The sequence below is a fragment of the Bradyrhizobium sp. CSA112 genome (genome assembly GCF_029051645.1).
Taxonomy (GTDB): domain Bacteria; phylum Pseudomonadota; class Alphaproteobacteria; order Rhizobiales; family Xanthobacteraceae; genus Bradyrhizobium.
Genome location: NZ_JAACFS010000006.1, coordinates 118,335 through 142,020, shown reverse-complemented (window position 1 = coordinate 142,020; position 23,686 = coordinate 118,335). Strand labels below are relative to the sequence as shown.

At 59.6% G+C, this 23,686-nt stretch carries 26 protein-coding genes and 2 pseudogenes; 10 read left to right on the top strand and 18 right to left on the bottom strand.

Going from position 1 to position 23,686, the window contains the following annotated elements:
- Positions 1-487 precede the first annotated feature (487 nt).
- Positions 488-871 carry an NUDIX hydrolase gene (locus GWE18_RS14865; protein WP_275186470.1) on the bottom strand — a complete coding sequence of 128 codons (384 nt, stop codon included), beginning with the start codon at positions 869-871 and terminating at the stop codon, positions 488-490.
- A 78-nt stretch (positions 872-949) separates the two neighbouring features.
- Positions 950-1,369, bottom strand: coding sequence for a PepSY domain-containing protein (locus GWE18_RS42285; RefSeq protein WP_342804259.1), 420 nt, complete (start codon positions 1,367-1,369; stop codon positions 950-952).
- 301 nt (positions 1,370-1,670) lie between these two features.
- On the opposite strand from GWE18_RS42285, the gene GWE18_RS14855 reads away from it, so the two are divergent.
- Positions 1,671-2,048 (top strand): PRC-barrel domain-containing protein, encoded by a 378-nt coding sequence (locus tag GWE18_RS14855; RefSeq protein WP_057851249.1) that lies wholly within the window; start codon positions 1,671-1,673, stop codon positions 2,046-2,048.
- A gap of 90 nt (positions 2,049-2,138) precedes the next feature.
- Here GWE18_RS14855 and GWE18_RS42280 read toward each other — a convergent pair whose 3' ends face one another.
- The 4 genes from GWE18_RS42280 to GWE18_RS14835 all read right to left on the bottom strand — a co-directional run bounded on the left by GWE18_RS42280 (position 2,139) and on the right by GWE18_RS14835 (position 5,764).
- The gene (locus tag GWE18_RS42280; protein WP_342804258.1) at positions 2,139-2,300 is read right to left on the bottom strand and encodes a hypothetical protein; all 162 of its coding nucleotides are present in this window, start codon (positions 2,298-2,300) and stop codon (positions 2,139-2,141) included.
- 295 nt (positions 2,301-2,595) lie between these two features.
- Entirely contained in the window at positions 2,596-3,798 is a 1,203-nt protein-coding gene (locus tag GWE18_RS14845) for a DNA topoisomerase IB (RefSeq protein WP_275186581.1), read from the bottom strand.
- Positions 3,799-4,355: 557 nt separating this feature from the next.
- Positions 4,356-5,213 (bottom strand): hypothetical protein, encoded by an 858-nt coding sequence (locus GWE18_RS14840; RefSeq protein ID WP_275186469.1) that lies wholly within the window; start codon positions 5,211-5,213, stop codon positions 4,356-4,358.
- 302 nt (positions 5,214-5,515) lie between these two features.
- Positions 5,516-5,764, bottom strand: a complete 249-nt coding sequence (locus GWE18_RS14835) for a hypothetical protein (RefSeq protein WP_275186468.1) — start codon at positions 5,762-5,764, stop codon at positions 5,516-5,518.
- A 16-nt stretch (positions 5,765-5,780) separates the two neighbouring features.
- Between GWE18_RS14835 and GWE18_RS14830 the strand changes: the two genes are divergently transcribed.
- The 5 genes from GWE18_RS14830 (at position 5,781) to GWE18_RS14810 (ending at position 8,932) form a co-directional block, all read left to right on the top strand.
- Positions 5,781-5,963 (top strand): hypothetical protein, encoded by a 183-nt coding sequence (locus GWE18_RS14830; protein WP_275186467.1) that lies wholly within the window; start codon positions 5,781-5,783, stop codon positions 5,961-5,963.
- Between the two features lie 64 nt (positions 5,964-6,027).
- A complete protein-coding gene (locus GWE18_RS14825) occupies positions 6,028-6,381 on the top strand; it encodes a hypothetical protein (RefSeq protein ID WP_275186466.1) in 354 nt (117 codons plus the stop codon).
- Positions 6,382-6,392: 11 nt separating this feature from the next.
- Entirely contained in the window at positions 6,393-6,818 is a 426-nt protein-coding gene (locus tag GWE18_RS14820; RefSeq protein WP_275186465.1) for a phage holin family protein, read from the top strand.
- Entirely contained in the window at positions 6,796-7,851 is a 1,056-nt protein-coding gene (locus GWE18_RS14815; protein ID WP_275186464.1) for a DUF3618 domain-containing protein, read from the top strand. The genes GWE18_RS14820 and GWE18_RS14815 overlap by 23 nt, the downstream gene beginning before the upstream one ends.
- Before the next feature lie 94 nt (positions 7,852-7,945).
- Positions 7,946-8,932, top strand: a complete 987-nt coding sequence (locus tag GWE18_RS14810; protein WP_275186580.1) for a YihY/virulence factor BrkB family protein — start codon at positions 7,946-7,948, stop codon at positions 8,930-8,932.
- 650 nt (positions 8,933-9,582) lie between these two features.
- Here GWE18_RS14810 and GWE18_RS14805 read toward each other — a convergent pair.
- From GWE18_RS14805 to ligD (GWE18_RS14795), 3 genes and pseudogenes are all read right to left on the bottom strand, one after another.
- The gene (locus tag GWE18_RS14805; RefSeq protein WP_275186463.1) at positions 9,583-9,963 is read right to left on the bottom strand and encodes a hypothetical protein; all 381 of its coding nucleotides are present in this window, start codon (positions 9,961-9,963) and stop codon (positions 9,583-9,585) included.
- Between the two features lie 260 nt (positions 9,964-10,223).
- The gene (locus GWE18_RS14800; RefSeq protein WP_275186462.1) at positions 10,224-10,409 is read right to left on the bottom strand and encodes a hypothetical protein; all 186 of its coding nucleotides are present in this window, start codon (positions 10,407-10,409) and stop codon (positions 10,224-10,226) included.
- A pseudogene (gene ligD, locus GWE18_RS14795) lies at positions 10,409-11,301 on the bottom strand (non-homologous end-joining DNA ligase). The gene GWE18_RS14800 and the pseudogene ligD (GWE18_RS14795) overlap by 1 nt, the downstream one beginning before the upstream one ends.
- A 113-nt stretch (positions 11,302-11,414) precedes the next feature.
- Between ligD (GWE18_RS14795) and GWE18_RS14790 the strand changes: the two are divergent.
- Positions 11,415-11,951, top strand: coding sequence for a PRC-barrel domain-containing protein (locus tag GWE18_RS14790; RefSeq protein WP_275186461.1), 537 nt, complete (start codon positions 11,415-11,417; stop codon positions 11,949-11,951).
- Between the two features lie 90 nt (positions 11,952-12,041).
- Positions 12,042-12,362 carry a hypothetical protein gene (locus GWE18_RS14785; protein ID WP_275186460.1) on the top strand — a complete coding sequence of 107 codons (321 nt, stop codon included), beginning with the start codon at positions 12,042-12,044 and terminating at the stop codon, positions 12,360-12,362.
- Between the two features lie 414 nt (positions 12,363-12,776).
- Here GWE18_RS14785 and GWE18_RS14780 read toward each other — a convergent pair whose 3' ends face one another.
- Complete coding sequence (locus tag GWE18_RS14780; RefSeq protein WP_275186459.1) at positions 12,777-12,992, bottom strand: hypothetical protein; 216 nt, start codon at positions 12,990-12,992, stop codon at positions 12,777-12,779.
- Positions 12,993-13,370: 378 nt separating this feature from the next.
- Here GWE18_RS14780 and GWE18_RS14775 point away from each other — a divergent pair, with 378 nt between their 5' ends.
- Positions 13,371-13,574, top strand: coding sequence for a cold-shock protein (locus GWE18_RS14775; protein WP_247777924.1), 204 nt, complete (start codon positions 13,371-13,373; stop codon positions 13,572-13,574).
- 829 nt (positions 13,575-14,403) lie between these two features.
- Here the strand turns inward: GWE18_RS14775 and ligD (GWE18_RS14765) are convergent.
- The 3 genes and pseudogenes from ligD (GWE18_RS14765) to GWE18_RS14755 form a co-directional block, all read right to left on the bottom strand.
- Positions 14,404-15,258 (bottom strand): annotated as a pseudogene (gene ligD / locus GWE18_RS14765) (non-homologous end-joining DNA ligase).
- A gap of 2,039 nt (positions 15,259-17,297) precedes the next feature.
- Positions 17,298-17,999 (bottom strand): GTP cyclohydrolase II, encoded by a 702-nt coding sequence (locus GWE18_RS14760; RefSeq protein WP_275186458.1) that lies wholly within the window; start codon positions 17,997-17,999, stop codon positions 17,298-17,300.
- Positions 18,000-18,034: 35 nt separating this feature from the next.
- Positions 18,035-18,418 carry a hypothetical protein gene (locus tag GWE18_RS14755; RefSeq protein WP_275186457.1) on the bottom strand — a complete coding sequence of 128 codons (384 nt, stop codon included), beginning with the start codon at positions 18,416-18,418 and terminating at the stop codon, positions 18,035-18,037.
- A 129-nt stretch (positions 18,419-18,547) separates the two neighbouring features.
- Between GWE18_RS14755 and GWE18_RS14750 the strand changes: the two genes are divergently transcribed.
- A complete protein-coding gene (locus tag GWE18_RS14750) occupies positions 18,548-19,369 on the top strand; it encodes a RibD family protein (RefSeq protein ID WP_275186456.1) in 822 nt (273 codons plus the stop codon).
- A 474-nt stretch (positions 19,370-19,843) separates the two neighbouring features.
- Here GWE18_RS14750 and GWE18_RS14745 read toward each other — a convergent pair whose 3' ends face one another.
- The 5 genes from GWE18_RS14745 to GWE18_RS14725 form a co-directional block, all read right to left on the bottom strand.
- Entirely contained in the window at positions 19,844-20,245 is a 402-nt protein-coding gene (locus GWE18_RS14745) for a 6-carboxytetrahydropterin synthase (protein WP_275186455.1), read from the bottom strand.
- Between the two features lie 9 nt (positions 20,246-20,254).
- Positions 20,255-21,133 (bottom strand): zinc-binding alcohol dehydrogenase, encoded by an 879-nt coding sequence (locus tag GWE18_RS14740; protein WP_275186454.1) that lies wholly within the window; start codon positions 21,131-21,133, stop codon positions 20,255-20,257.
- Positions 21,134-21,525: 392 nt separating this feature from the next.
- A complete protein-coding gene (locus GWE18_RS14735; RefSeq protein WP_275186453.1) occupies positions 21,526-21,930 on the bottom strand; it encodes a hypothetical protein in 405 nt (134 codons plus the stop codon).
- Between the two features lie 155 nt (positions 21,931-22,085).
- The gene (locus GWE18_RS14730; protein ID WP_275186452.1) at positions 22,086-22,808 is read right to left on the bottom strand and encodes a metallophosphoesterase; all 723 of its coding nucleotides are present in this window, start codon (positions 22,806-22,808) and stop codon (positions 22,086-22,088) included.
- A complete protein-coding gene (locus GWE18_RS14725; RefSeq protein ID WP_275186451.1) occupies positions 22,798-23,592 on the bottom strand; it encodes a hypothetical protein in 795 nt (264 codons plus the stop codon). Before GWE18_RS14725 ends, GWE18_RS14730 begins: the two co-directional genes overlap by 11 nt.
- Between the last annotated feature and the right edge of the window lie 94 nt (positions 23,593-23,686).

Genomic DNA, 23,686 nt, shown 5'->3' with positions numbered 1-23,686 from the left:
TAAGTCCTGGCGGGTCTCAGCGCCATCGTCGAGCATTCTTTGACCATGTGATGGACCATGAGGTGCCCCTTGTTGAGGTCGAGGCACTCCCGTCTTCAATCTTGCTGATCGACGGTATCTTTCTGCATCGGCCCGAATTTCTCACGTACTGGGACGTGTCAATTTTTTTCAGAACGGACTTTGCTGTGTCAGTAGCGCGGTGTGCTTCGCGAGATGGCTCGTCTCCGGATCCTGCAGCTCCATCGAACCGACGCTATGTGGAGGGGCAGCGCCTATATCTTCAAGGCTGTCAGCCCGAAGCTAACGCAACAATTGTAATTGACTACAATGATCTTGCGGCGCCCACGATACTTTAGACGTCTGCAGAGATCCGCGTCGGATCATTCGCGCCGTTTTGACGGTCGGCCAGCCACTTCCGGTCCACCCCGATCAGCGGACATCCGCAGCGTACGTCGGCACGTCTCAAACGTGCCAAGCGCGGAAGTAGTTAGCCTCGCTGGGGGAACAGCTTGTCGCGGATGTAACGAGAGGTCGGTGTTAATCGCATGCCGCGCGGCTTATGCCACGCCGCCTTGTCTATTTCCTTCTTGTCACCGATGGCGAGACGACCGGAGGCTTTGTTAGCTATAAATATAGCATCGCTCATCTTCCGTCCTGATCTGGGGTTCTTGGCCTTGACCTCCTTCCAGAGCTTCAAGCGTCCCAGCTTGAGCATTGGAAGCTCCTCCCGGATTTCCCTGCGCAAGCAAGCTTTCTCCGTTTCCCGGCCACGTCTGCGGCCCCCCGGAAACATCCATAACCGGTCGCGCCTTCTTCTAACCAACAAGACCCGCCCGCGTTTTGCCGCAACGAGTTTTGATGACTTTGCCATTCCTATTCTGCGCCGCCCTAACATCGAATCATTTGGACAATTTTATTAGATGCTCGACGCAATAATAGGCGGTTGCCCTTAGTCGTCGAGCTTTTCGAATGTGATTACGCCGGTCTTTGGATCGGCGTGAAAATCCATTTTCTGACCGTTCTTGATGCCTTCGCCTTCCCATCGACCGTCATCGGCTTCTAGTTGGGTAACCTGGGTATAGCCCGACTTGAGAACTTGCTCGATTACTTGCTGGGCGGGCATCCAATCTGGCCCCGGCTGATCGGCCCTTGCCAGGCTTAGCGAACCCACTGAAAGAACCACGGCGAAAACAACAGACGCTAGTTTGTTCATGGCGAGCCTCCTTACGTGCTGACGGGCTTCCTTAGCCTGCTTGCGGAACCTGTTTGCATCGTCTTCGGATATGACGACGATAATGAACAAAAGCGAAATTAAGGACAAGGCGGGGCCAAAGGTGCCATCTCCTCTGTTCTTAGTTATCGTTGGCATGCCGACTTCCGGTTTGGGTCCAAATTCGGAAGTGTCCCTGCTTGAACAGAAGGGTCCGTAATACTCTCACGAACGTCAGGCCGCCCCCGGCTGGTCCGTTCCGTACGGCCTTGAATAGGGACGGCACCTATTATTGCTGCGAATGCTGCGGACTGGAGGTTGTTAGAGTCAGTGTCGGTGACGATAGATCGGTGATGAGCGCTACGGCGGGCGCTTTCGTTGTGAAATGTCCTCCGGAGCGCCAGGAACGACCCCGTAGCGGCCGAGTTAAGTCGACAAAACCCACTGAGGGAGGAAGCCAATGGCCCGCGCTACAGCCCATCCGGATCATCAATGCATCTCAAGCGAAGACATTCAGGGAACCGAGGTTTATGGGGCAGGTGGAAAGAACATCGGTGAGATTGATCACCTCATTATCGACAAGGTGTCAGGTCGCGTGGCTTATGCCGTCATGAGCTTTGGCGGATTTGTTGGGTTAGGCCACAGCCATTACCCCATCCCGTGGGGCGCTCTAACATATGATACGTCGCTTGGTGGTTTTCGAACCAGTATCACCGAGCAACAGCTCAAGGATGCGCCTGAGTTCAGTGACGACTCCTGGCAGGATAGAGATTGGGAAACGCGCACGCATCGGTACTACGGGACGCCTACGTACTGGGAGGGGCGTGGCGGCCTATAACGCTAGGCAGCGCTCATTCCCAGTTGCCAATTGAGTCGTCGAAGAACCGGTCGACCGGCCCCGGGGAATCGGTGAGAAGCGGGAAGTAGCCTAGCCCCAATCGGGCAGACACGCCGGGCGTGTGTCGCCATTCGAGTCAAGGTCGTCCTTGACCGGTGCAAGAGCTTCGTTCGGTGAAACGCCAAAGGGTGGATCCTGGCACGCGACGATCAGCGCCATCTCGCGGGAATGCGGATCTGCACGGTCCTTCATCCAGCCGTACTCCTCGCGCGCTTGTCTACTGCAGCACCGAGATTGCCCAGCCGCGTAGCGTCTGGAGGGCCGGCCGCCGTTCGTTCTTCATCATCAGCATCGAGATCACTCCTGCCGGACGAGTCCCTTGGCCCATCGCCCGCTCCGGCTGCTAACACAGGGCAGGGCTTCGAATTGGCAGGTCAGCGGCTTCCCACGTGTTCCGCCGCCCTGGCGCAACGGCAATCAGAGACGGTCGGCCGTTTTCTTCGCTTGCTGGATCGGCGGCTTGAGGAGGAAGGACGGTTCGGGTTCCTCATCGGAAGGCTTTGCATGCATCGCCGCTCTTGCTCTCGATCTTCGGCATGGCACGTGGCCCGTGGTTGTGGAGCGCCTCCCGCTTGCCAGACAACACGTTGGGATCGGCGCTCTTCGGCTGCTCGGCCACTTTGGCGAGCCAGGCGCGCAGTAACGCGAGCACGGCGGCTTCCTCCGGCTTCAGATTTTCGACAGCGCTCCGAAGCTCGCTCTCGGCTTGTAACTTGATCTCGAGGACCAGGTTTCCGTCCATGTAGGCGTTCAGCACTTCCGGATGGATGTAGCACTTCCTGCAGATCGTCGGCGTGTTGCCGAGACTTGCGGAGACTTTTTCGATCGCGCTGCGAAGATTGCGCTTGGCCTGAGCGGCACTGTCGAAGCTCTCAAGTTCGCTCAAGGCCATGGCCGCCAGCACCGTCCCCGCCCAGGTTCGGAAATCCTTTGCCGTAATGTCTTTACCGGTAATTGCCTTGAGATACTCATTCACATCGGTTGATGTGACATCCTGGCAATTGCCTTGTTCATCGATGTACTGAAGGAGCTCCTGCCCGGGGAGCTCCTGACAGGCCCGAATGATCTTGGCGAGACGCCGGTCTCGTACGTGCAGCGACCATTGTTTGCCGCCCTTACCAGTGAATCGGAAACGGACCTCGTTTCCCTCGATGGCCACGTGCCGGTTCTTCAACGTGGTCAGGCCATAGCTGTTGTTCTGCCTGGCGTAATCGTCATTCCCTACACGTATCGACGTGGTCTCCAAGAGATGTACGACGGTTGCCATAACTTTTTCGCGCGGCAGACCGCGCAATGCCATGTGCTCGCGTACTGTTTCTCGAATGGAAGGCAGGGCGTCTGCAAATGCGACCACATGCTCGTACTTCGTGCTTTCCCGCACCTCGCGGAAGCGCGCATGGTAGCGATATTGCTTGCGACCCTTTGCGTCACGCCCGGTTGCTTGGATGTGGCCATCCGGGAACGGGCAGATCCACACGTCAGTCCAGGCGGGCGGGATCGCGAGTGCCCGTATCCGCTTCAGCGCGTCAGGCTCGAGCCTCGAGCCGTCGGGTCGTGTGTAACTGAATCCCGTCCCCGCCTTCTTGCGCCGAATACCGGGCCGTTCGTCGGAAACATAACTCAGGCCCGCAGATTCGGCGGCATCCCGCGGGTCGACGATCGCCTGCGCGCTATCCGGTGGCTCGACCAGCGACACATCGCCTCCTATCCTGCCTCCAAATGAACTTTTCTGATCAAAGGGGGTTCCCTGAGGGGCATAAGCTGTCAGACAACGCCACCCTTTGCACTGGCTCGAAGAGCGGGCGCCGCTGAAGCTATGGGTCGATCGGCTCTGCGGTAGCGCCCGCCGCGCTTTCCCGTAGCTGGTTTCGCCCCCGCAGAATTCCTCGAGCCAGCTTTCGCATTTTCTTCACTCGCGTCGGAGCACATTGACGCTCTCGGAGAGCGCCGGATCTGCTTTCACCGAACCGGTTTTGCCACATTGCTTGAGAGAGCTCCTGGCACTCTCCAGCGCCCGCAGCGCACGCTGCAAACGCAGGACGTCTTCCTTGCCTGCGATCTTGCAGGTAAAGCGTCAATGCGACCGAAGCGCCTGACCGTCCAGAACGGCTTCCTCGAATAGACGTTCCTGAATTCGCGCAACAGGTCCGACCAGAGATGAAGGGTGCCGGAGCCATCGCCTCTGCGAATCGTATCGTGTTCGGGCTCGTGAACATCGCCTTGCAGCCGCGTGGCAGCCGCCTCCATTCACGGGATACCTTGTTCTCTTGCTGTCAAAGGACGATTTGTCAGCCAGCCCGGCCCCGCGCCATCGCGATGGCGACCGCCCTCGCAGGCCGCGAACCACGCCACCACGGCTCCAAGCAATATTGAAGCCGCGACCGAAAATGCCGCGATGATGGCGCTGCGCCGCGAACGGGCAATGGCGCTCTTGGCGCTGGCGATGATATTATCGACGCGGCGTTCGACGTCGGGGCCAGCCAGCCCGGTAACGCCGTTCACCAGGTGCACCAGATAAGCGCGGTCCTCGGCCGCGACACCGCTGTGGCTGGAGGAGGCGAGCAGGATTCGTCCGGCTTCGGCACGCTCCATCGCCGTCTCGGCATTGGGCGTTCGTCGCGCCGGACGGAACAGCCGGTCGAGTTCGTAACTCAACATCGGCTCCGCCGCGCTGGCGGCGTGCACGGTTTGGGTGGAAGGCGCACGCGCGAGGGTCGCGCTTCCGACCAGAGCGGTGATGAGCACGGTCATGACGACGGCGATGGCCCAGGCAGCCAGGCCGTGGAGGCCGTTCCTGAACTCGATATCACCATCAGCGGCAGGCATGGTCGTTCGGATGCGGCCGGCGACGTAGCCGCCGAGGCCGAAACTGACCAGCGACACTAATATCAGATAGATGCCCGATAGCAGCCAAAGCGCCACCGAGGCGTCGCGCCAGGTTGGCGCGGAGGATGCCACGCCCAATCCGATGGCCGTTCCGAAGGCGATCAGAACGGCGGAAAGCGCCGTTGCGATCAACGCTCCTGCGATGGCAGGCGTCCAGCCTAGATATCTTGGAGCTGCCATATGGCCGGGATAGATCCGTTCCTCTTCGATCGTGGTCATGGCAATTGGCTCAACGAAGCCCAAAGAAGGAAAGGATGGCGAGGATTACTACGATCAGTCCAACAAGATATATAAGCTGGTGCATGTCCCGCTCCTACTTAATGAATTGGCTGGAATGCAGGCGCGGCACATCGTGGGCCACGCCTTCAGCGCAGTCTCCATACGCTTCCTCTAAAGAGCACAATTCGGAAGAGCGAACCCTGTTCCAATCCGGTAAGGAGACGGGCTCCTCCATCGGCCGCCGGCCGGATCGATTGGCTAAATAGGAAGGTGCTTAGCGCAAGCCGCCGCAGAAGCAGTTGTCAGCGCTCGACCTTCGCCAGCGGCCCGATGGCCTGAGGACTGATCGGCTGGCCGCCGACATCGAACGTCGACCCATTTGCAGTTGTGATCGAGCCAGCTAACGAGCCCATTCCACCCTGCTTCAGCCGATAGAATTCGGCGAGCATTTGATAGCCGTCATTCATACCGTCTATCACCTCGGGACCGAGTTCGAGTTCCTTTAACAGATGGTCTATCAGGGTCCTGCCAGGAGGCAGCCCGACGGCCATCGAGACTCCCGCGCCAATGAACAAGACCGCCTGGCGCCGCTTGATCGCACCAGCCAAGAGATTCTTGGAAGATGATTTTCGCTTCTTTTCGACCGAACGATCCATCCAGTTTCAATCGAGCGATGCGCGCGGTCTCGGCCTGCATACACTCAAAACCTTTCTAGGAACATCGCAGGTCCTTTCGCGTTTGGCCCGCTGAAGAAACAAGTGGACAATGCGCCCGCTCGAGCCGCAGAGGCTTGAGCGCCGAGGGAGGAATTCGCATGCAAGCAGAAGACGCAATCACCGAAGCCGAACAGGCTGCCGAGCGGAAAAAGCAGACCGGCGCGAACCGCGTCGACGAGATGGCCAAAGCCGTCCACGGCGCAGCCGACGAGCTCACGCAGCAATTGCCGAAGGCCGCCGAGTTCGTCCACGCCGCGGCTTCGCGGCTCGAAGAAGGAGCCGGAGCGCTTCGACGGCGCAGCGTCGAGGATCTGATGAGGACCCTCAACGATTTCGGGCGCAAGGAGCCTCTGGCCATCTTCGGCGGCGCTGTGCTCGCGGGATTCGCGATCTCCCGCTTTCTCAAAAGCTCCGCCGACAATCGACAGAGCTCGGCCGACAATCGACCCTGAGGAGAGACGTCATGCCCTTTTCGAACCATCCGAGGTCGGTACCTGAAATCATCGGCGATCTCTTCTCCCAACTGACGACGCTCCTTCGCAAAGAGACCCAGCTCGCCCGCACTGAGATGTCGGAGAACATACTCAGCATCGGTCGAGGTCTCGGCCTGATCGTCGGAGGCGCCGCGCTCCTGATTCCCGCCCTGGTCATCCTGCTTCAGGCGGGAGTCGCCGCGCTCACCGACCGCTACGGCATGGCGTCCTATTGGTCCGCTCTCTCGGTCGGGGGAGCGGTCTTGATCGTCGGGATCGTTCTCCTGTTGATCGGCGTCAGCCGACTGAAAATCGAAAATATTGTGCCGAACAAAACCGTCCACCAGCTCCAGCGGGATGCATCGGTGGCAAAGGAACAAGTGAGACGGGACCATGAGCCACGCCGAGCAGCTTGAACGAGAGACTGAGCAAACCCGAGCCGAGATATCAAGCACCCTGGACGAGCTGCGCGCGTGCATGACTCCCGGACACGTGCTCGACCAAATGGTCGACCGCGTCAGCGGCGGCACCGGCGCAGCCTTCATGCGGAACTTGAAGGACCAGACCGTCAGCAATCCGCTTCCGGTGACGCTGATCGGCGCCGGTCTGGCGTGGCTCATGCTGGGCTCGCGCGGGACTTCGGCCGGCGGCTTAATGCGTGGGACCGCAGACCATCTGCGTAATGTCGCGGGGGACGCAGCGGACAGCATGCGCGAAGCGACCGATGCCGCCAGCAGGACGGCATCCGACAAGAAGAGCGAATGGGGCGACGCGGCATCCCGGCTCGGCAAGGAGGCGAGCGCGAACCTCAGCTCGACCGCCGAGCGCGCCAGAGAGTCCGCCACCGAGGCGGGGAGCAGCATGCGGGAAGCTGCCGGCTCGGTGGCTGAGTCGGCGCAGCAGGCCACCTCCGATGCCGCCGGCGCAATGCGAGATACTGCCGGATCCATGACCGACTCCGTGCAGCGCTCCGCCGCCGCAGGATACGAAGCGGCCGCCGACAGTGCACGCCGAACGGCCTCCACGCTCTCGGAATCAACGAAAGCCGTCGGACAACGGACGTGGCGGACGGGCAGCACTTTTCTCGATCTCTGCCGCGAACAGCCGCTGATGCTAACGGGGCTTGGAGTTGCGGTCGGGGCAATGATCGGGGCTTTGCTGCCAGCGACCGAAACCGAAGATCAGCTGATGGGGCAGACAAGCGATCGGGTGAAGGAACGCGCCCAGGACGTTGCGTCGGAGCAGTACCAAGACGTGAAGGAGGCCGGCGAGCGCGTCGTTGAGGCAGTCCAGGACGAAGCCCAACAGCTGGCAGGAAAGGGGGAGGGCGGCTCGAAGGACGAGATGGCCGGACACGCCAAAGCCCATGAAGCCAAATTGGCGCCCGAGCAACAGGCCGATCCCGAGTGGACAGGACAACCATGGAAGGCCGAAAATGCGCCCCTCTGACCAAGGGCAACTTCCACGGATAGACGACCGCCCGCCGATTTGGGCTACCGTGACCACCATAGCCCTGTTCGTAGCCGGCTTTCGGCCGCGGCGGCTGTCGCCGGTACCAGTCGATCATATGGGGGCACCGGATGAAGGGCGCGGCCGTCTCGCAAGCGCGCCCTCGGAGATTTCAGCGCGCGGATGGAAGGACATTCTGCTCCAGTTTTTTCACAATATCTCCGAACATCGGATCATTGCTCTGGCCGCCGGCGTGACGTTCTACACTCTGCTGGCCATATTTCCTGCCATCGCGGCCCTGGTCGCGATCTATGGGCTGTTCTCGGACCCCGCAACGCTCACCGTTCACCTGGAGAAGCTGTCGGGCCTGCTGCCAGGAGGCGCGATCGATGTCATCCGGGACGAACTCACCCGGGTCGCATCCCAGCGTGGCAGCACGCTCGGGCTGACCTTCATCGTCGGACTTGCCGTATCCTTGTGGAGCGCGAACGCGGCGATGAGGTCGGTCTTCGACACGCTCAACGTCGCGTACGCCGAAACAGAGGCGCGAAGCCTCATCAAGCTGAACGCCATCTCGCTTGCGTTCACCGCGGCCGGCATTGTCTTCGTGCTCGTTGCCATCGCCGCTTTGGTCGTTCTGCCGTCCGCACTCAAGTATCTAGGCTTGTCGGAATTGACAGAACTTCTTGTGTGGGCCGGTCGCTGGCCGGCGCTGTTTGCCGTCCTCACGTTGGCGCTTGCTCTTGTTTATCGCTACGGACCATCGCGCGAGAAGCCGCGATGGAGGTGGATCACGTGGGGGAGCGCGTTCGCCGCTTTCGCTTGGATTGCGGTCTCCATGCTATTCTCATGGTACGCTGCGAATTTTGGGAGCTTCAATCGGACCTACGGGTCCTTGGGTGCGGTCATCGGCTTCATGACCTGGATTTGGTTGTCTGCGATCGTGATCCTGATCGGGGCCGAACGGAACGCCGAAATGGAGCACCAGACCGCACGCGACACGACGACGGGAGCGGCCGAACCATTGGGAGCTCGCGGTGCTGGCATGGCCGGTAGCGTTGGACCGACGCAGAATTATTAGCAGGCAAGTAACACACGGCGCAGCGAGCCAGTTGAGCTTTGACATCGCCGCTCCCATCCGAGCATCCGGTGAAGTGCTCTCAGTCCGATGTCCTGATCGTCAATATGTGCCATCACCTGGCCGAGGTCGCGCAGATCGACCAGAGGTCGGGGCGACGGTGGTGACAAGACGCCGAGGCGGCGGTCACGTCGGTCTCGTCTCAGGCTTCACGCCTGCCGGCGACCCGGTCGTGTTTCAGGGAATCACGGCGGGTGGTCGGCGAGGGCGTTTATCCGCGCTCGCATATGTCAGCCCGTGACTTCAACCAAATTATTTGGAAGTTGTGGTAGAGCGTATCTGATCGCTCTGATGAGAAACGGTCCCAGCACGGAGGTAGCTGGGAGCGCCACTTTCTCCCGGCTTGTTTCCACGATCCCCAGGAGCGATGGATTCGACTCTCAGCAACGCTGCAGGCTCCTAAGAACGGCCCCGACGCAGGGCTGCGGGGCTCAACGATCTTCCGCGTTCTGTTCACCTATTGGGCAGAGGTTGCCAATCTTTTCCCGCTTTATCGGAACGCCGGATGGGGTACCCACTACCCCTATCCCGCTGTTAGGAAGGTAATATTGGCCTCGGCGCATGCCTCGCGCTGGGGCCATTTTTATTGACCTTTACTGTTTGCTGCGATCGACTTCCGTACCTGTGGGGTTCGGAGACGGCGGCGTCGGACGGTTCGTCGTCGCTGCTCCCGTGGTCGTGCCGGGCTCGGTGTTGGTCTTGCCCGAAGGTCCCGCAGGGTTGGCCGGCTGGGTCTGCTGCGCGGTCTCGCTGGGCGGCGTGGTGCCCGCCTGGTCCACACTGTTGTTATTCAGCCCGTAGAACACGACACCCAGCACAACTGCGATGGCGATGGCGTAGATTGCGACCTTGGTGCCGCTGGCGGGACCTTCGGCGAGCTGGGGATCGGCTTGCAGCTCATTATCGCGACGCCGCATTTCCTCTTCACTCCGGCCCGCACGATGGGGATCGTTCGGATTGGGTTGGTATGCCATGAATTCGTTCCTCCGGTAGCGCCTCGGCTAAGCGTACAGGACAATGGCCGGTGCTCGCGGATGTTCCGCGCCAATGTTGCGACCACCGGCCACATATCAGCGTCTATCTCTATTGAGTGCCTGCATTTGTAATCGGAACAGTAGACCAAGACGCGGCGAACCTGATTCGTGCATTTCGCTGAACGTGATTTTTTTGCGATCGTTTCACCACTCGTCCCCAGTGGCCCGACGGCGGGCTCAGGCGTACTCGTCTGTCCGAGTTACGGCCGGTGTAGCGCGAAATTTCCGCCGGCGGTCTCTTGTACCAGGGCCTCATTGACCTTGTCGCGGTCGCGCCGCGCTTCCGGCGGTAGCGACATGACCGTGTGATGAATGTCGGCCGGGATCGTCAGCCCGCTGTCGAGCGGCTTGTTTGCCCATTCCCAGAAGCGATCGAATTCGTCCATCAAAGGTCCTCCCGTAGGCTTCTGAAGAAGGGATGGCGCACCTTGCCCTCACCCGATTTGTCTCGGTACTCGATTTCGGCAAGCAATTCCGGCTCAACCCAGATGCCCTTGTGCGCGATCCGCTTGGTGTAGGGCTGGGTTTTTCGGATCAGTGGCGTCAGGCGCTTGCGCAGCTCGGCGGATGATTGCTTGTCGAAGCCGTGATCGACCTTGCCGGCCTAGATTAGGTCATCGCCCTTGCGGCGGGCGACATAGATGCCGTCCCAGTCGTTGCCATCGAGGGCAAAGCCCGCGATGGTCAGCATCTCGCGCTGGGCGCAGTTTTCTTACCCAATCCCGGCCGCGCCCCGATGGGTAGTGGCTGTCGCGGACTTTAGAGACGACGCCTTCGAGGCCGACCTTGCAGGCGTGCGCGAACATCTCTTTGCCGTCGATCTCGAAACTGTCGCTGAATTGAATCGCGGTCTTCTCGAGATCAGTTTGTTCAGGTGCGCCTTGCGCTCGATCAGCAGCAGTTTTCGCAGGTCGTGGCCGTTGAGGTAGAGTAGATCGAAGGCAATCATGACGAGCCGGCTGGACTTGCCGCGCAATTCATTCTGCAGCACGGAAAAGTCTGTGGTGCCGCCAGCCGCTGGCACCAGCACTTCGCCGTGATGATCGCACTGCCGGCGTTGATCAGGTAGGCGTCGGCCGCGATCTTGCTGAAGCGCCTGGTCCAGTCGTTGCCGCGGCGGGTGAGGACCTTGATGGCGTCGTTATGGATGTGCAGCTGGACGCGGTAGCCGTCGAACTTGATCTCGTGAATTCAGCGATCGCCGGACGGCACCTTGTCGCTCGAGGTCGCCAGCGCGGGTTCGACGAATCCGGGAAAGGTCGTCTTCACGCCGATCACGGACTCCTGCGCCGCTTGCTCCCGGCGTACTTCGAACTACTCCGAAACGCTAGGAACATTCGTTCGCGCGTTCCGTTCTAGAAGCACCGATCAACCTTTCGGAGGAGGATACAATGCAGAAAGTCCTAGCCGCGGCTCTCCTGAGTGCCGCCGTCTTCAGTGCTCCCGCTTATGCTCAAACCGCCCAGCCCACGGATCGCGCGGCTCCTGCCGCGACGACTGTCGGCTCGCAGGAAAAGATGGCGCTCAAGGGAAACTGGCGCGCGTCCAAGCTCATGGGCCTCGACGTCTATAACGAAGCCAATGAAAAGCTTGGCGACATCAACGAACTGATCCTGGACAAGAACGGCAAGGTCAATGCCGTGGTCATCGGTGTCGGCGGCTTCCTGGGCATGGGCGAGCACGACATCGCTGTTTCCATGGACAAGCTCAAATTCATGGAGGAGCCGGTGCGGACCAGCTCGACGGCGCCGGCAACGACGACGCGCGAGACGACGACCAAGGAAACAACGACCGGCGCGGCCACAACCACCACGACGACTGCACGTACCGCTGATGCGAACGACTGGACGCCAGACCACGCCGTGATGAGCGGCTCTAAGGAGCAGCTCAAGGCGATGCCGCAATTCAAGTATTCAGACTACAACTGAGCATCCGATATTTCGGCTGATCAAGGCCCCATCACGGTGGGGCCTTTTTCATGGGGCGATCATGAAGCGGGTCCGGGCAAACAATGTCTGATGCTCTCGCAGGAATTTAGGAACGTTGGACGTGTTGCAGGATTAGTCGATCGTATCGGTGAGATACTTAGTCAGAAACGTGAGCTTGCACGGCCTCAGCTCGTGAAGATACAGCTGGGGCCGTTTTCTCGATTCATTCTGTTCGATCTTGTTGAAGCGCTAGGAACCATTCGCTTTGTGTGGAGTCAATTTATAGCTTCCGGTTTCTCCTCCGTTCTTATCGTTAAGGAGGAAACCATGCCCGTATTCATTCTTTCGGCCGTCCCTACGGTCATCGTGCTCGGTGGCATCAGCTACTATTTTCTTCGTGTAGTGCACTAGCGGATTGTGTTGATCCATTCCGGCGATGCTAGGTGGTGGGTTCTCTCCGATAGACACTAGCATTGCTGGAAGCCCAGCGCCGTGCCCCTATTGCCTCGCGGCGCTGGGCCTTAGCTCTTGAGCATTCAATTGCGTCGCGGCAGGAAAAGCTGCAAGCGGCAGGACCCACTTGGGATAATTCATTTCTGCGCGGGTGTTCGGACAAAAAGATCATCGTAGCGATCCATATTCTACGGTTTACGAAAGCCTTCATCTTCCGTCAGCTACTAGACAGACACACTGAACTGCGAATGCTTGAATGCTCCCGTTTCAGCACCTGAAATTATCAAAGATCGCCCGGCCACCGGCCGCGCTTTTCGTTGTGGCCTTGTCTTGCTGGCTGCAGGTTTCCACCGAACACTTGTAACGCGGCTTTTACGGTCCCGCGCCGGGGCGTTCTGAATTGGCGCACTGCAGCGACCTTTTGCCATCGCGCTCGTTAGCGGCAAGCATATCGAGCTGGGTGGCCAAGCGCTTGAGGCTTTGCGCGACGTTGTTCAACAGAGTCACCTGGTCGGCGGGAATATCCGGTTTTTGTGCGAGGTGTTTATATTCTTTGGCGAGCGCTTGGCACTGGGCAGCGTTGAGCATTGCGGCGTCCTTGGAACGAGTGCTTGAGGCTGCTGCCTTAAGTCGGATCGCCTTAGGTCGTTCCAAATCCCTGAGGCGCCGTGCAGCATTTCGGGATCAGCGTTGCAACGTTCTCCCGCTTACAGCGCCGTCGTCCGAACCGCGGGCGGATACCCGATGGCCGCAGACCTGAAATAACTTCGGCTGCAGGTCGGAAGGTCGAAGGCGGCCCGACGCACGACGGGTTCCGGACGACATGCGCCGGGCCTTACCACTCGGGTCCAGAATGGCCTGTTCAGGCTGGGTGTGAGTGGCTGCGATAGTTGGCCTTTGGGGAGGGTTGCGGGGCCCTGCGCTATCGATTTAGGCTGTCACCATTAGCTCAAAGGGAGATCGTCAGTGGCGACAGGTACTGTGAAGTGGTTTAACCCGACGAAGGGATATGGTTTCATTCAACCCGACAGCGGCGGCAAGGATGTCTTCGTTCACATCTCGGCCGTAGAAAAGGCGGGACTGAGCAGCCTCAATGAGGGTGCCAAGGTGAGCTACGAAGAAATGAGCAACCGTGGCAAGACGTCCGCTGAAAATCTGAGAGTCGGATGAATTTAACATTCTAAGTTACAAAGCGAACCGACACTGGTATCTCTACGATGTTCGCGTTTCATCACGTTCGAAATGTTTTCGATTCGCCCGGCCCAAAGCCGGGCTTTCGTTTGAGAAAAGAAACGGCCCCAGCAGGGGGGCTGATGGGGCTGGGGCCGTCATTCCAATGCGCCAGGCGGCAAAGCCGGCGCGTACCTAAAACGCACTCCGGCTGCTCCCGTTCCGGTTTTTCCCGAAACACGATGTAGAGTCTGGTACGGGACAGACGGATGAACGGCGGGGAATTTTAAATGGCCTCGTAGGGAGGCAGCGCCATGGGAAAACGGGGCGCATCAAACACGAGAAGACGTTTGAAGAGCGACTGGCGGAAGAAGCAACTAAATTTAGAGAAGCCGCTGAAAAGCAACCTGTCGGGGGCACTGCCAGGGAGCTGCTTTTGCGGCGTGCCCGGCAGGCCGAGACGGCATCGCACATCAACAAGTGGCTGGACATCGCCCGGACTGCAACGTCCTCAGGCATTGGAAAACTTGTTCGCCGATCAGAAGGAGTAAAGCCGCCTCCGTTGGCGGCTGCGAGTTACCAAGAACGACCCAGTCTGCCCGATGTCGGACAGACGGGGAACCGGGAACCGCCCCAGCATTCAGAGGTGGGCGCGCCCTTACCAGGTTGCATCATCTACAACGCCCATAACCTCGTATTCAAACGCGACGCCTTCCGGATCGTTCTCCTGTAACCACTCATCGGCAAGGCCCGGCCTTGCGAACACCTTGAGGTGGGTCAACATCGCCAACCGGTTTGCTGGTATCAACGTAAATCCAGATCGTATTCATCAGAGGTCCTCCCGCAGTCCCTTGAAGAACGGATGCCTCACCTTGCCCTCGGCCGATTGCGCCCGGTATTCGATCTCGGCCATCAGCTCCGGTTCGACGCAGATGCCCCGGTGAGCGATGCGCTTGGTGTAGGGCTGGGTTTTGCGGATGAGCGGCGTCAGCCGCTTCCGTAGATCGGCGGCAGACACCTTGTCGAAGCCGTGGTCGACTTTACCGGCATAGATCAGGCCCTTACCCTTGCGGCGGCCGACATAGATGCCGTCCCACTTGTTGGCGTCGAGGGCAAAGCCCGCGATGGTCAGCGTCTCGCGCTGGGCGCAGGTTTTCTTGACCCAATCCCGGCCGCGCCCCGATGGGGTAGCGGCTGTCGCGGACTTTGGAGACGACGCCTTCGAGGCCGACTTTGCAGGCGTGCGCGAACATCTCTTTGCCGCCGACCTCGAAACTTTCGCTAAATTGGATTGCCGTCTTCTCGATTAATTTTTTAAGATGTGCCTTGCGCTCGATCAGCGGCAGCTTTCCGCAGGTCCTGGGCGTTGAGATAGATCAGGTCGAAAGCAACCATGACGATCCGTGTTGACTTGCCGGGCAGCTCGTTCTGCAGCACCGAGGAAATCCGTGGTGTCATCGGCGGCCGGCGCCACCACCTCGCCGTCGATGATCGCGCTGCCAGCGTTGATCAGTAGGCGTCGGCCGCGACCTTGCTGAAGCGTCTGGTCCAATCATTGCCCGCGCCGGGTGAAAATCTTAATCGTATCTTTGTGGGTATGGAGCTGGACGCGGTAGCAGTCGTGCTTGATTTCGTGGATCCAGTCGGCGCGGGCAGGCGCCTTGGTTGCGGGGTTGGAATGCAGGGTTCAAATACGGGTTTAAGCATGCGGGAAAAATAGGCATTCCTGCGAGAAATGCGAATCAAGTTCAAACCAGGCGCAGGGTCAGTTGACGCCGATCGGGCGCGTCATGGCGCTCAACAAAATCTGAGAGCGAAAATGGAAGTTCGCACATCTGCAGATCGCAGCGGTGGCGCAATTTCGCTGCGGCGACGGCGCCGCAGACGGGCGCTCTGGCGGACGCTGACATCCCCTTAAATCGAGATGACGAGAGGCCACTCAGTCGGCGGCGTCGTTCAACAGAACGGCCCCAGCTTCGTGGCAACAGGAGAAAAGCTGGGACCGCCCTGCGGCTGCTATGGAGTATCGGGAAAACTGGGCAATCAGCAATTGGTTTCCGTCCTCGTTTGAATTTGCGGGTGTCCCAATTAGGTCAGCACGCCAGGCTATTTTGCTTTTGATCGTTGGCGTGTCGGCGACCGGACAGACTGCGGAACTGACGGAATGCGTTGCAATTTATAGGCTCGGAATTTGTTCGGAGGACCGCGCCATGAGGACGCGACAACGGATCAGGCACACGGCGACTTTTGAAGAGCGGTTAGCGAAAGAAGCACAGAAATTCAGAGAGGCGGCCGAACAGCACCCCCTGGCAGCATGGCCCGAGAACGATTTTTGGAGCGAGCCCGCCAGGCCGAGACGGCATCGCAGATCAACAAGTGGCTGACGTCGCCCGGACTGCAACCTCCTCAGTCATTGGAAAACTTGTTCGCTGATCAGAAGGAGTAAGGCCGCCTCTGTTGGCGGCCCCTTTTCTTGCGATGCCGGAGCTTCGAGGTTTGATACTGATTGTCTGACTGTCGGGAACTGGACACAAGCAGGCGTATTTTACGGAGTGGTGGTGATGGGTGACCCGAAGCACCGGGGCGTCCAGACCACTCGGACTCCGGCGCGGCGAAAGCCGCTCCGGAGTTTCGCCAGCACGGCCGCGAGTTACCAAGAACGGCCCCAGCTTGGGGGCGTGGAGGTCTCGACCGCTGAGGCCGTCCTTGGCGCTACCGGGCAGGCTGCTCCGCATTCCCGACCCAGCACGCCCGACAGTTAAATCCGTTCAACTCCGGAGTCTGTCTGACATCGGACAGACGGGGAACCGGAAACCCCCCTAGCATTCAAAGGTAACCGCGTGGGCCGGGGAAGCGTATGTCAAACTCGAAAGGCGGGCCCATTTGCCCGATCTGCCAGCACCCTATGGCGCTGGAACTTCAACCCAGCGGCATGCCTCCACGCACCTTTCAGTGCCTCAACTGTGAGCGGCCGGACCCAATGAAGTCGCCGGTGGTTGCGAGCATCTTGAAGGCGCTGCAGCCGCCGAAATAGGGGGCTTGGTCTCGCACACCTTGGGCATCCTCAATCGAACCAGTCGGTCAGTTCACCGAAGCGCTTGCCGTCCGTGAGGAAGATGGAAGGGCCGAGGCCGCCGATAGCGGCTGGAAGGTGGCCCCAGCCTGGGCCAGGGTCTCGACTGAGGCCGACCGAGCGCGTGCCGCTACTTCCACGGACACGCGATCGAGCCAATGCGCTGCGCCCGCGATCGTTCCGAGGTCAACTGGCTTTCCATCTCGTCGATGAGCACCTTCAGCCGCTCCCTGGCTGCATCATTTTTGCCAAGCCCGGTAGTCATACGGGGGAGCGACGAAATGAAATTGAAACAGAGCTGAGTTACAGTACCACCAGCACCGAGGGCGACGATTTCAGTACGGCAGAATTACTTTTGTCGGTGGGCCGCTGAGCAACCTGCGGCCATTTTGCTTTCAATGCAGCGCGAGCGCGCTCGATTTGCGGCCTGTCCGGATCGTCAACATCACGCCCGGCATAGGTCGTGCCTCGGTTCTGGCGATGCCGTCAGCATCCTTCCCCGGTTTCGTCATCAAGCGTCAATAACCTCGTATTCAAGCACGACGCCTTCAGGATCGTTCACTAGCGAGGTCATCGAGGCGCAAAACGCGGCCTAGCATGTCATCGCGCAAGGTAGGATATCGCTCGAAGCGAATGGAAGCATCGCAAGCTTAGGACTTTTCGCAAACCGAAGCCTTCAGATTAATGATTTTGTGGCCGGAGCGTACCGCCTTCGTCGTTAGGTACCGCCTGTTGTAGGCGGTGACCGGCGCTTCAAGCGCGACGCAGGCAGCGATATCGATTCCGGCTTCTGTGAGTCCGTCCAGCTTGGCTGGATTGTTGGTGAGCAGGACGATCCGCGTGCAGTTCAGACTTCGCAGTATCAGCGCAGCAACGGCATAGTCGCGCTCATCGTCTTCGAATCCAAGCGTCGTGTTGGCATCATGCGTATCGAGCCCGCTGTCCTGCAGCCGATAGGCTCTCATCTTGTTCGCAAGGCCGATACCACGACCTTCCTGTGCCATATATAAAATGACGCCGCCGCCGAGGCTTTCTAGGCCGGCGAGGGCGAGCCGAAGCTGGTCACCACAGTCGCATCGCCGCGAGCCGAACACGTCTCCGGTCAGGCATGCCGAATGAAGCCGAACCGGAACAGGTTGGGTAAAATCTGGCTTTCCGACAATAATGGCGACCTGATCCGCGCCGAGAGCGTCCCGAAATACGACAAAGCGCGCCGCTGTGCCCGACGCCAGCGGAATCGTTGCTTCACTCGCGAGCGCAAATGCATTCGTCGCGTCCGCGGCAAACCGATTGACCGCGTCCGCTTCAACCGTAACGATCAGGTCCGTCAAGTCGTCATTGCGGTTCGGCATCACGTTCGCTGCGAGAACCGCCGGAAGGCTGCGGCTCAACTTAGCGAGCCGAATTGCCGCCGTGGCAGCACGACTTGCAGCCTCCCCTCGTTTCCAGCATTGGCAGCGAGGTCGAAGATAGTGCTCACGCCGACCACCCGGGACATCGGTAACGCCATTGCTGTCGATGCCTTGATACCGATCGAGCGCGCTCGCTGTTGCGTGATAACGAGTTTCGGCACGTTCGGACTGCACAGGACCGCAAAATCACCCAACCGTTGTTCGTCAAGCCCGTCGACGGGCAAAGCGAGCAAGGATTCGCCAGATGCACTAATACGAATCGGTCTTCGCGCCTGCAGCTCGCTCAAAGCGCGGCTAACACGGATGCATTCCTTATTGCCAAGCAGGGCTGAATTTGCAGACGAATGCACGGCGCTCATTCGCGGGTGACCTTCTCTTACCGGGCGTTCGTAGAACACCGCGAGCCTAGAATCATTCCGCTAGAAATCAGATGGATTTTTGCGGCCGAGTGGCCGATAGTGCCATTGATCGTTCATAGGTTCCGAATTTTGATCTCTGCCGTGCTGCTTGGCAAATTACGCACCCGTGAATTCGCGTCTACCGATGCATGGGATAGCTTTGTCCAGCGTTTTCGTAGAGGACAGCAGCCCCTTCCTCAAGCTTGGGCGGATCTCTTTGGTCCATTGCGCAACGGGGGAGTGGACGATCTCGTGATTGTGGGGCAGGTCGGCCAATCGCTCGATGGACGCATCGCGACGGCTACCGGCCATTCAAAGTATATCAATTGTCCGGCTGGCATTGAGCACCTCCATCGGCTGCGTGCGCTTGTCGACATTGTCGTCATTGGCGTTGGCACTGCTGTCGCTGACGATCCGCAATTGACGGTCAGACAAGTAGCTGGCCCTCAGCCGGCGCGTGCAGTGATCGATCCAAGAGGTCGCCTCGGCGCCAATGCGAGATTGTTCGCTGATGATGGTGTTCGCCGCCTGCTAATCACGGCAGAGGGCACACGTTGCACGCCGCCTCCCGGGGTCGAAGTTGTGGCCTTGCCGGCCAAAGACGGAAATATAGCTCCGTCCGCCATCGTAGCCTCGCTGACACGGGCGGGGATGCGCCGCATGTTGATCGAGGGCGGCGCTGACACCCTTTCGCGTTTCATCGCGGCCCGATGTCTCGATCGCCTGCATATAACCGTCTCGCCCGTCATGTTGGGCGCCGGAGGTCCTGGCATCGAGTTGCCGCCGCTTGAGCGGGCCGATCAGGCCCACCGTATGCCGGTGCGCGTGCACATGATCGAGGATGACGTGCTGTTTGATTGCGATCTGTCGGCTCAGCGCATGGCACTCGGTGTGGCAAAGAAGTCGACGTGACCTACGCGCACCGAGGCCGTGTGCGAGGTTGAACCGCTTTCCCGCCCCACTGGCTGGTCAGACCAACAGCATAATAGGTGACGACAAGCTTTGCGGTGACTGCGCTTATCACAACGACTTCTCGCGCTGCGGCAAGGGTTGCCTGTTCGCTGCGACGCAGCACGCCTGATTGGCAGATTGTCCCCATTTCAAGGCGAGAGATGATCTCGAACGCGAGCAGCCGGTTCCTGCTCGCAAGCTCCGCCGCGACATCGGGCGGAGCCCAACGCCGGGTCGTCCAGCCCGATCGGCTTTCCGGTCGGCACCTTCAGCGGCAGCGATGGCGCGGTGGACCGGATCGCCTCATCGGGCGAAGGAAATCGTTCGCCGATATTGAGACACTCGACCAAACCGGTCCAATTCCCGCAGTTCAGCGATGACCCCATAGCCCCGGTTGGCGTATCGAGGCTGTCCGGCACAGCGAAGACGACGTAATCACCACAAGGGCGCCTCGTATTGCGCGCGGGCGACGTGTGATTCTGAGAGCGTGATGCGCAGGGCCTTTAGCTCGCGGCCGGGACGGCCGAGTTCGCCAGCTCGGGCTGGCTTCGCCAGCCCGTCAAAAACATACTTGGACAGAAATTCCGTAGTGGTATTGCTGCCCTTGAACTCGGGCACGTCGTCGAGATTGTTGAAGTTGAGGGGCGCCAGCACCGCCTTAAGCGCATTGTGCGCGCGGCCGATGTCGATAACAATTCCATTGTTATCGAGAGTGTCCGCGATGAAGGCTGCATCGACAACGAAGGTCGCCCCGTGCAACTTCTGCGCGGGTCCGAAAACCGCGCCGCGGAAAGAATGAGCGATCATGATATGGTCGCGAACTTCGACGGTGAACAAGGCACCTCCTTACGAATAAACGATGGGCTGGCAGAGTACGCCGGCCTTGGTGTCGAGAATTCCCGGCAGTTGATCCGGCAAATCGCCAAACGCAACTGCCGGTTCCAGCAATGCATCGAGTCGTGGATCGTTGAGCAGCGCGACGGCCGCCGCGAGACGGCGGACGCACGTCCAGCGCGGACGGTGCGATGGGGCAACGCGCCCGACTTGGCTCGATATCAGCCGAAGCCGGCGGCCATGGAAAGAGCCGCCAAGCATTGCGGTCACTGCCGCGTCACCATACCAACTCATCTCGAGCACAGTAGCCTCGTCTCCACCCAGTTCGAGCGCCGTGCGTAGTCCATCGGGCGAACCGCTGGCGTGAACGACGAGGTCGCAGTCACCCCTTGCTTCCCCGGGTTCAGCGAAACTAACCCCGAGTGTTCCTGCTAATCTCGCCCGGCCTGGATTGATATCGACAAGCGTGACGTCCGTACCAGGAATCCGCCCGCACAGATACGCGGCGAGAGAACCGACCACCCCAGCCCCTATGACCACGATGCGGTCGGCTGGTGCTGGTGTAGCGTCCCACACGCCGTTGAGCGCGGTTTCCATGTTGGCCGCCAGCACTGCGCGTCGTGGTGGCACGTCCTCCGGAAGCGCGACGGCTGCGCTCGCAGGGATGTTGAAAGCGGTCTGGTGCGGGAAGAGCGCGAAGACGTTCTTGCCCTGCAAGACGCCACCGCCACTCTCGACCCGTCCGACGGCGGCATAGCCGTACTTGACGGGAAAGGGGAAATCACCCGCCATGAACGGCGCGCGCATCCTCTCGAATTCGCTCACGGGTACACGCCCGCCAAACACCAGGGATTCAGTGCCCCGGCTGATCGCGCTATAGATTGTTTTCACGCGTACTTCGCCTACGCGGGGTGGAGCCATCACTTCACGGCGAATCTCGACCTCTCCGGGTCCGCGATACCATAGGGCGGAGGCAACATCGGTACTCGCACTAACAGCCATGTTCTTATCTCGGACTGGGGCTCCCGGCGGCTTGACGTGTTATAAGGGGTAGTCTGCACCGCCCGCCGACGAATGAGAAGCCATAACCTCTTTGCTACAAGCACTTCCGATCTGGCGACGCTCCTCTTTGTTCGCGGGTCACCTTGCCCTGGAAGGTGGCAGGATTTTATAATGCCGTGGATCGGCTTCGTCATCATGCACTTTTCCCGATGTCGTGGCTGCAGTGATACGCGCGGCCGGATTGACCCAACGAACCCGTGACGGCGTCGATCGCAATTCTCCTACGCGTTTGCAACGAACATCATCCGAACTAGGAACCAATGCTCGACGGCTAAGCTGTAGTAAGGCCGCCACAACGACGCGAGCGGGCAGAAGGAAATGCGATAAGGCAAGAAATCCAAGGAAGCACCGGCGCGGAAGGCGGCGGCCAAGCCGCAGCGCAAGTCGGCCTGAGCCTCCGGAACCCAGCAAATGGCCGGGAATATGAGCAGCGGCTGGAATTCAGGATGTGGCCTAGCATGTCGAACATATGGGTATCCCGCAGATCCAAGATTCCGCGCCCCGAAATACATGACGCGGTAGTACCGTTCGGCTGACGCGATTAGTCGCACGTTCTGCGCAGCATCCAAACCGTTGTCCGAATCTTTGGAGGCATAGTGGAGCTGCCTTTCCAGAATGTCCGGCACTGCCGGACATTCTCCTCCTCACATTTCCGATAGGCTTCTGTCAGGGCAGCGCGGCCGTAAGCGAAGGCTCGCGCGGCCAAAAAGTACGCGTGAACTCGGATGACTGCCCAGAGACGACTCGCTCAATGCAAGGGGCTTACAGTGAACGCCCACCGTCAGACGGAAATTAGCGCATAGGGCAACCCTGAAGGCTTCTGCACGCCCATGGCGACGTTGTACACCGGCGCTCCGGCGGGCGTGCGGCCCTCATACTTCCCGCGATGCGCATGACCATGCACGACGGCGCATACTTTGAAGCGGTCAATGGTCTCTGCAAGGCGCGAGCACCCGAGGAAGGGATAAATTTCGAGAGGCTCACCCTCTACCGTGCCGACAATCGGGGCGTAGTGAAGGACCACGACGGCGCGCCGGCTGTTCACCGTGCGCATGATGTTCTCCAGCCGCATCGCTTCATTCATCGCTTCGGCAACAAACGTCTTGATCGCCGGCTCGCCGAAAGAGCTCAGCATTCGTGGACCAAATCCGCCGGCAAAGCCCTTCACACCAATAAATGCCACGCCACCAACTTCGGCTGCCTGGCCATCGAGCAGGTGTATGCCTGCGTCACAAAGGATTCGTTTCACCTCGTCGGCATGTCCGGACTCGTAATCGTGGGTCCCAAGGACGCCGATTACCGGGATAGAGCAGACACGCAGCTCTTTGGCGAGGATTTCCGCTTGTGCCGGAGTTCCGGTGTCAGTGAGGTCGCCGCAAAGGACCAGCGCGCCGGCACTCTTCGAGATTGCTTGAAACAATTCACGAAGCGAGCCCGACTGCCCATCCTTCACATGAAGATCGCCGATGCTTGCAAAGGTGAACGAACTTGCATCATCGTTCATTGCCGCACTCGTCTTCGATGTTCAGGAAGCCCCATTTCTCGGTCGCACTTCGGTAATCGGAGCCGGAAAGCAACCGACCGCGGCAGAGTTTCGTCGCCGGTGGCGGACCTTCCCGCTGCCGACTCAATCGTTCAAGAAGATCGTCAAGCAGCCAATCCGGAATGGCATCTCGCTCGCTCGGATAGATCCAACGAAACGTGAGCAGATGACAAAGCAGTATCTCCCAATGTGGGTTCATGTACATGATCAGGCGCTGCCAATCGATTGCCTCTCGCTGCTTAAGAATGAGATGGACGATATCGACGCCATCATGACGGCTCCGCTTCTGGATGAACGCCTTGGACCAGATCAGCTCGGTGGGGTTGATCACAGGCACGCAATGCCCGAGCACTTGAGCCCGTGCCGCATACCGAAACCACTCTTCCTGAACCGGCACGGCGCCATTGCTGGAACCAAAGATGACGTCAACGAAATCGCGGCCGCGGTGAACTTTTCCCAGCCAACTCTCATCCGCCGACACCCGATTGTTCCGCTGTAGGTGAGAGAGCAGGCGGGGGAACTCCGCGGCAGTGGTAAAAATGTCCAAGTCCTTTGTCGGGTGCCGCGCGTGGGTATAAAGATTTACGGCGTACCCGCCTCCGATCATGAACAGAAGATCCGATTCGAGAAGATCCCTCAGGATACTTGAATAGAACTGCTCTGTTTGGGTAAGAGACGCGAGCTTGGACGCATCGACATCTGTCGAACGTTCCGTGCCCGGCGCTGGGCGATCTCGCGCGTGCACTGATCACTCCATTTGTTCCTGAATAACTAATCGGCGCGCATCCTGGAAGTTCCATCTGCGGACCTCGCACGATGCCGCCGATGTCGACCTGCGA